This is a genomic window from Pyxidicoccus fallax (genome assembly GCF_012933655.1).
GTDB classification, from domain to species: Bacteria; Myxococcota; Myxococcia; order Myxococcales; family Myxococcaceae; genus Myxococcus; species Myxococcus fallax.
In genome coordinates this window covers 21,389-27,647 of the sequence record NZ_JABBJJ010000161.1, presented here as the reverse complement: position 1 = coordinate 27,647, position 6,259 = coordinate 21,389, and the positions used below count along the sequence as shown (strand labels likewise).

General features: G+C 71.1%; 4 protein-coding genes. 2 read left to right on the top strand and 2 right to left on the bottom strand.

From position 1 onward, the window contains the following. Positions 1–189: 189 nt before the first annotated feature. The gene (locus tag HG543_RS29385) at positions 190–2,025 is read left to right on the top strand and encodes a leucine-rich repeat domain-containing protein (protein ID WP_169348208.1); all 1,836 of its coding nucleotides are present in this window, start codon (positions 190–192) and stop codon (positions 2,023–2,025) included. 560 nt (positions 2,026–2,585) lie between these two features. On the opposite strand, the gene HG543_RS29380 is transcribed toward HG543_RS29385, so the two are convergent. Continuing rightward, a complete protein-coding gene (locus HG543_RS29380) occupies positions 2,586–3,926 on the bottom strand; it encodes a nicotinate phosphoribosyltransferase (protein WP_169348207.1) in 1,341 nt (446 codons plus the stop codon). Positions 3,927–4,065: 139 nt separating this feature from the next. Between HG543_RS29380 and HG543_RS29375 the strand changes: the two genes are divergently transcribed. Next, positions 4,066–5,313, top strand: a complete 1,248-nt coding sequence (locus HG543_RS29375) for an MFS transporter (protein ID WP_169348206.1) — start codon at positions 4,066–4,068, stop codon at positions 5,311–5,313. 39 nt (positions 5,314–5,352) lie between these two features. Here HG543_RS29375 and HG543_RS29370 read toward each other — a convergent pair whose 3' ends face one another. After that, on the bottom strand, positions 5,353–6,252 hold the full coding sequence (locus tag HG543_RS29370; protein WP_169348205.1) for a LysR family transcriptional regulator: 900 nt from the start codon (positions 6,250–6,252) through the stop codon (positions 5,353–5,355). Positions 6,253–6,259: the final 7 nt, after the last annotated feature.

The window sequence follows — 6,259 nt, the reverse complement described above, 5'->3', positions numbered from 1 at the left end:
TAGAGACACTGCGTGGACGGCGTGCGGTGCACGGCGAACGAGGACTGCCAGCCCGGGCTCGTCTGCGGGGCCGACCGGACCTGCGGAGCGCCCTGAGCCCGCGTCGGGGCCGCGGCCCCGGCGCTTTTCGTTGACCCATCGCCCCACAGGCACTTGGCTTCCGGCACTTCATCGGACCGAGGTGCCTGCATGGTGGTGGGTCGGACATCGCGATTCGCGGGACTGCTGCTTCTGCTGGTGGGCTGCGCCACCGTGCCCCCTCCTGTCCCGCCTCCGGACGAGGCCCCGGCGCCGGCCGTGGCGCAGCCGCCCCGCCCCCTCCTCAAGGTGTTCCTCCTCCGGCCGGAGGGAGCGTCCTCGGAATGGGGCGTGCTGCCCGCGGCTGCCCCAGGCTTCCAGCCGCCTCCCCAGGGCGACTGGTACGCCGAGCCGCTGGCCCCCGTGAAGACGGAGGACGAGGCCCGCGCGCTCGCGGCCGTACTGAGCGAGTACCGCGTGCCCGGGCTCTCCTTCGGCGACGTGGGCCTCCCTGCCCCCTCGCTGCTCACGCCGCTCCTCGAAGGCACCGCTGTCGTCTCGCTCCAGCTGTCCGGCACGGACTTCGGGAACGAGCACCTCGCCGCGCTCCAGGGCGCGACGTGGCTGGAGGCCCTGCACCTCGACGGGACGCGGGTGAGCGACGCGGGGCTCGTCCATCTGCAAGGGATGCGGCGCCTCGCCACCCTGCGGCTGGATGAGACCTCGGTATCGGACAAGGGGCTGGCGGCCCTCTCCGGCGTGACGACGCTCCGCCGCGTGTCGCTGGCCGGCACGGCGGTGAGCCCCAGGGGCCTGGGCCTGCTCGCGGCGCAGACGGAGCTGGAGTGGCTGGACCTCTCGGACACGCCGGTGGACGACGCGCTGCTCGCGTCCGTGCCCGGCGCGCGGCTGCGCACGCTCATCCTGAGCGGCACCCGGGTGACGAACGCGGGCCTCGCGGCGCTGCGGAACATGCCCGGCCTGACCTGGCTGGGCCTGGCGCGGACGGACGTTACCGACGCGGGCCTCACGCACGTCGCGGGCCTGCGGGCGCTGGAGGCGCTCCACCTGGGCAGCACGCGGTTGACGGACGCCGGGCTCGCGCACCTCGCGAACCTGCCGGCACTGCGGGCGCTGGTGCTCGACAAGACGAAGCTCCGCGGTCCGGGGCTCCGTCACCTGGAAGGGCTCGCGCGGCTGGAGGTGCTCCACCTCGACGACACGCGCGTCGGCGACGCGGCGGCGAAGCACCTGCGGGGCCTCACGCGCCTGCGCGAGCTGGAGCTGTCTCGCACCGGGCTCACGGGCGCCAGCCTCCCGGAGCTGGAAGGACTGGTGGAGCTCGAGGTGCTCGGGCTGGCGGGATTGAAGCTGGCGGACGCCGCGCTCGCGTCCCTCTCGCCCCTCCAGCGGCTCACCCGGCTGGACCTGAGTGCCACGCCCATCACCCCCGAAGGGCTGAAGCAGCTCGGCGCCCGGCCGGCCTTGCGGTCCCTGGACCTGAGCAGGACGGGCTTCACGGATGAGTGGGTACCGCTCCTGAGCGCCTTCCCCGGGCTCCGGTCCTTGAAGGTGGAGCGCACGCTCCTCACGGACGTGGGCCTGGGCCAGCTCGCGGCGCTGAAGGAGCTGGAGTCGCTCCATGTGTCGGGCACGCTCGTCAACGGCTGGGGACTGCCCGCGCTTCAGGGGCTCCCGCGCCTCGTGACGCTCGAACTCGGGGCCCTCACGCTGGAGGAAGTAGGCGTAAAGGCCCTCCAGGGCTTCGGACGGCTCGCGTGGCTGAGCCTCGCCGGGACGCCCATCGACGACGCGGGCCTCGCCAACCTGCCGGCCTCGCTGCGCACGCTGTACCTGACGCGCACGAAGGTCACCGACGCGGGGGTGCCAGCACTGCACCGGCTCCCCCTGCTGCGCGAGCTGGACCTGCGCCGCACGGCCGTGTCCGAGAGCGCGCGGGCCACCCTGGAGCGCGAGCGGGGCATCCGCCTCGTCGCCGGTCCTTGAGCACCTTCCAACGCGCCCATGGCACCGACCCTCTCCAGGCAGCATCCACGGCCTCGCATCGGGTCCCGGTAGCGCTGAAATGACTCTCAGCTCTCTGGCGATTGCTCATCAAGCGGCGATGAGCTCGCCAGCAGTGCTCTCGGCACTCATCAAAAGACGTCCCAGCTCATCGACTCTTCATGCCGCATGCCGTGGCGCGTTGCGCAATATCGAGCAGATTGGCGGCAACGGAATCCTTTGCTGTCTGCCTTACAATCTCATCTCACTAACATACATGGGTGGCGCGGAAAGAGCGCCGGTCCTTGGAAAGGATGAACCCATGAAGAGTGGCCTGAAGGCGTTGCTGGTTGGATTTGTGGCTGGGCTCGCGATTGCGGCCACCACTGCGTCAGCGAACTACCCCTCCCCCGAAGCCTGCTGCGAGGAATGTGCTGTGAGTTATGGGTGGGCGTGCATTGAACGGTGCGTCAACGCCGGTGAGGGAAGCGGCGCCTATTGCCAGGAGGAGTGCAACCGCACACTCACCCTGTGCTCGAACTGGTGCGGCTGCTAGCCCGCACTCACGGCGCCGTGGACCACGCCTCCACCTGCGTGTCGCGCGCCCGCTCCAGCTCCGTGCCCAGCCTCACCGGGTACGGCGGCCTCGCGGGCGTCAGCGCGCGCACCCCGGGCGGGAGGCGTGACACCTCCTGCTTCGCGAAGGCCCGCACGTCCGCGAGCGCCGGAGACGCGCCGGGCAGCCGCTTCCCCGCGCGCATCACCGGCCGGAGCAGCGGGCGGCCCGGCGCCACGGCCCCGCGCCGGGTGAGGACGTCCGCGAGCGCCACGCCGTCCTCCTCCTGCCGGTACACCTGCTTCGCGCCCGGCAGGAGCACCTTGCCCTCGGACAGCTTCACGCGCGCCTTCCCCGCGTACTCCACCAGCTTGTAGGCCATGTCCAGCGAGGGCGCGTCCGCGGACACGCCCATCGCCGTGCCCACGCCGAAGGCATCCACCGGCGCACCTCGCGCCACCAGCCGCGCCACCGCGTCCTCATCCAACCCGCCGCTGGCGACGAGCCGCACCTGCGTCAGCCCCGCCTCGTCCAGCATTTCCCGCGCCGCTCGCGACAGCGCCAGCAGGTCTCCCGAGTCCAGCCGCAGCGCGCGCACGTGGAAGTCCTCGCCACGCTCGCGCGCGAGCCGGATGACGTGCTGCACCCCGCGCAGCGTGTCGTACGTGTCCACCAGCAGCGTCGCGTCCGGGTACACGCGGGTGAAGGCGCGGAAGGCCGCCAGCTCGTCCTCGTGCGACTGGACGTAGCTGTGCGCCATGGTGCCCGACACCGGAATCCCGTACCGCTTCCCCGCGAGCACGTTGGAGGTGGCGTCCACACCCGCGAGGTAAGCGGCCCGAGCGACCTTCAGGCCCGCGTCCGTTCCGTGGATGCGCCGCAGGCCGAACTCCATCACCGGGCGTCCCGCCGCCGCCTCCACCACCCGCGCCGCCTTCGACGCCGCGAGCGTCTGGAGGTGGACCTGGTTGATGAGGAAGGTCTCCACGAGCTGCGCCTCGGGAATGGGCGCGCGCACCTCCAGCAGCGGCTCCTGCGCGAAGACGGGCGTGCCCTCCGGCACCGCGTCCACGTCACCGCTGAAGCGGAAGCGCTCCAGCCAGCCGAGCAGCCGATTCGAGAAGCGCCCCAACGACGCGAGCCACTCCAGCTCCTCCGCGCCAAAGCGCGCGTGCTCCAGGAAGTCGAGCGCATCCTCCAGTCCCGCCGCGAGCAGGAAGTTGCGGCGCTCCGGGAGGCGCCGGACGAAGAGGCTGAACACCGCTTCGTCCCACATCCCCTCGTCGAGGTAGGCCTCCGCCATCGTCAGTTGGTAGAGGTCCGTCAACAGCGCGGCGCCGTCCTCCATGGCGTGCCTCCCCTGAAGTCGCGAGCTCTTCCCAGCAAGTTAGGCGTCGCCCTCCCCCACCCGCTCGCCTGGCGAGTGCCCCACGGGCAAGGAGGCGTAGGGTAGGATGGGCCTCCCCTGCCCCCGTGTCTGAACACCCATGACCTCCACCGTGGCATCCCCTCCCGCTGGTTCGAGCGCGCTCCGCATCCCGGGTTACCGGACGTTCCTCATCACGTTCATGTTGGCGATGATGGCCGACAACATCGAGCACGTGATCAGCTACTGGGTGGCGTTCCAGAAGTTCCACTCGGCGGCGCTGGGCGGGTTCGCGGTGGTGTCCCACTGGCTGCCCTTCCTGATGTTCTCGGTGCCGGTGGGCGCGCTCAATGACCGGTTCGACTCCCGGCGCCTCATCCAGGCCGGCATGGTGCTCTTCATCGGCGCCTCCTTGGGATGGGGCTACTTCTTCGTCACGGACTCGCTGCAAATGTGGCACGCGATGGTCCTCCTCACGCTCCACGGCTGCGCGGGAGTCCTCTGGAGCACCTCCAGCCAGATGTTGCTCTACGACATCGTGGGCCCCGCGTCCCTGGCCAGCGCGGTGCGCTTGAACGCGACGGCGCGTTACCTCGGCGTCCTGGTGGGCCCCGGAGTGGGCAGCCTCATCATGCAGACGCTCGGGCCGACCCGGGGCATCTTCGTCAACACGCTCTTCTATCTGCCCCTGCTGCTCTGGCTGGTGGGCGCGCCCTATGGCCGGCACTTTCGCGGAGCGGCGGCGGGCCCCAAGCGTGCGGTCCGGGGCATCGCCGACATCGTCCAGACGCTCCGCGACGTGCGCGGGCTCCCCGTGGTCTCGGCCATGGTGTTGCTGGCGGGCGCGGCCTCCTTCTTCATCGGCAACAGCTACCAGGCGCAGATGCCGGGCTTCGCGCATGACCTGGGCCATGGGGACCCCGGCATGACCTATACGCTCCTGCTGGGCGCGGATGCGGCCGGCGCGCTGCTCGCGGGCGTGCTGCTCGAGACGCGCGGGACGTGGCTGCCGACCACGGCGTCTTCCGCGTTGAGGATCGCGTTCCTGTGGGGATGCTCCCTCCTCGCGTTCTCGTTCATGAGCTGGTACCCGGCGGCCATCTGCGTGCTGTTCGTCGCCGGCTTCCTGGAGCTGTCCTTCAGCAGCATGACGCAGGCCATCGTGCAGCTGAACGCGCCGGACACCATCCGGGGCCGCGTCCTGGGGCTCTTCAGCATGTCGGCCCTGGGCCTGCGCGCGTTCAGCGGCGTCACCGTGGGGCTCCTGGGGAGCGTGACCAACACCCACGTCTCGCTCGCCCTGTCCGCCGTGGCCTTCGTGGCGGTGGCCGGCATCCTGCTGCTCCGCCAACGCCAGCAGGCCGCGTAGGGGGAAGGTGCTCACTCCGGCGCCTTCCCGCGAGACCGACTACCCCGCCACCAACGCCGGCATCACCGTGCGCACGGCTTCGATGAAGCGGCGCAGCTTCGCGGGGTAGATGGGCGCCTGGGGAAAGGCCGCGAAGACAGGCTGCGGGGCGGCCCGCCACTCGGGCGCGAGCCGCACGAGGCTGCCCTGGGCCAGCTCGTCCGCCACCACCCAGGCCGAAATCACACACGCCCCCAGCCCGAGCAGCGCCGCGTTCTTCATCGCGTAGATGCTGTCGGTGCTCATGCGCGGTGAGATCTGGAACTCCTGCGTCCGCTTGTCACGCAGGTGCGTCATCGTCACCGTCGAGCGGTAGAAGAGGCGGAACGCGAGCCAGGGCAGGTCGCCGAGCTCGCTCGGCTCCCGCGGGACGCCGCGCCCTCGCAGCAGGGAAGGCGCGGCGACCGCGATTCGCTCCACCTCCGACAGCTTGACGGCCACCAGGCCGAGGTCCGTCACCTCTCCCACCTGGATGACGCAGTCGATGCCTTGCGCCACCAGGCTCTGGACCTCGTCGTGCAGCAGCCACTCCACAGACACGCGCGGATGGCGGCGCAGGTACTCCACCACCGCGCCGATGAAGTGCTGCTGCCCCAGCGCATGTGGCGCGACGACGCGCAAGGTGCCGGAGGGCTCCTCGCCCTCGCCGTGCATGTCGGACTCGAAGGCCCGCCACGCGCCGAGCAGCTCGCGTGCCCGCGCGAAGCAACGCTGGCCCTCCTCCGTCAGCATCAGCGCGCGCGTGGACCGGTTCAGCAGCCGCACCCCCAGGCTGCGCTCGAGCGCCTGCAGGCGCCGGCTGATGGTCGGCTGCGTCGAGCCCAACTGCTCCGCCGCGGCTGACAGGCTGCCGGCCTCGACGATGCGCACGAAGGTCTCCAGCAGCGACAGACGGTCCATACCGGCC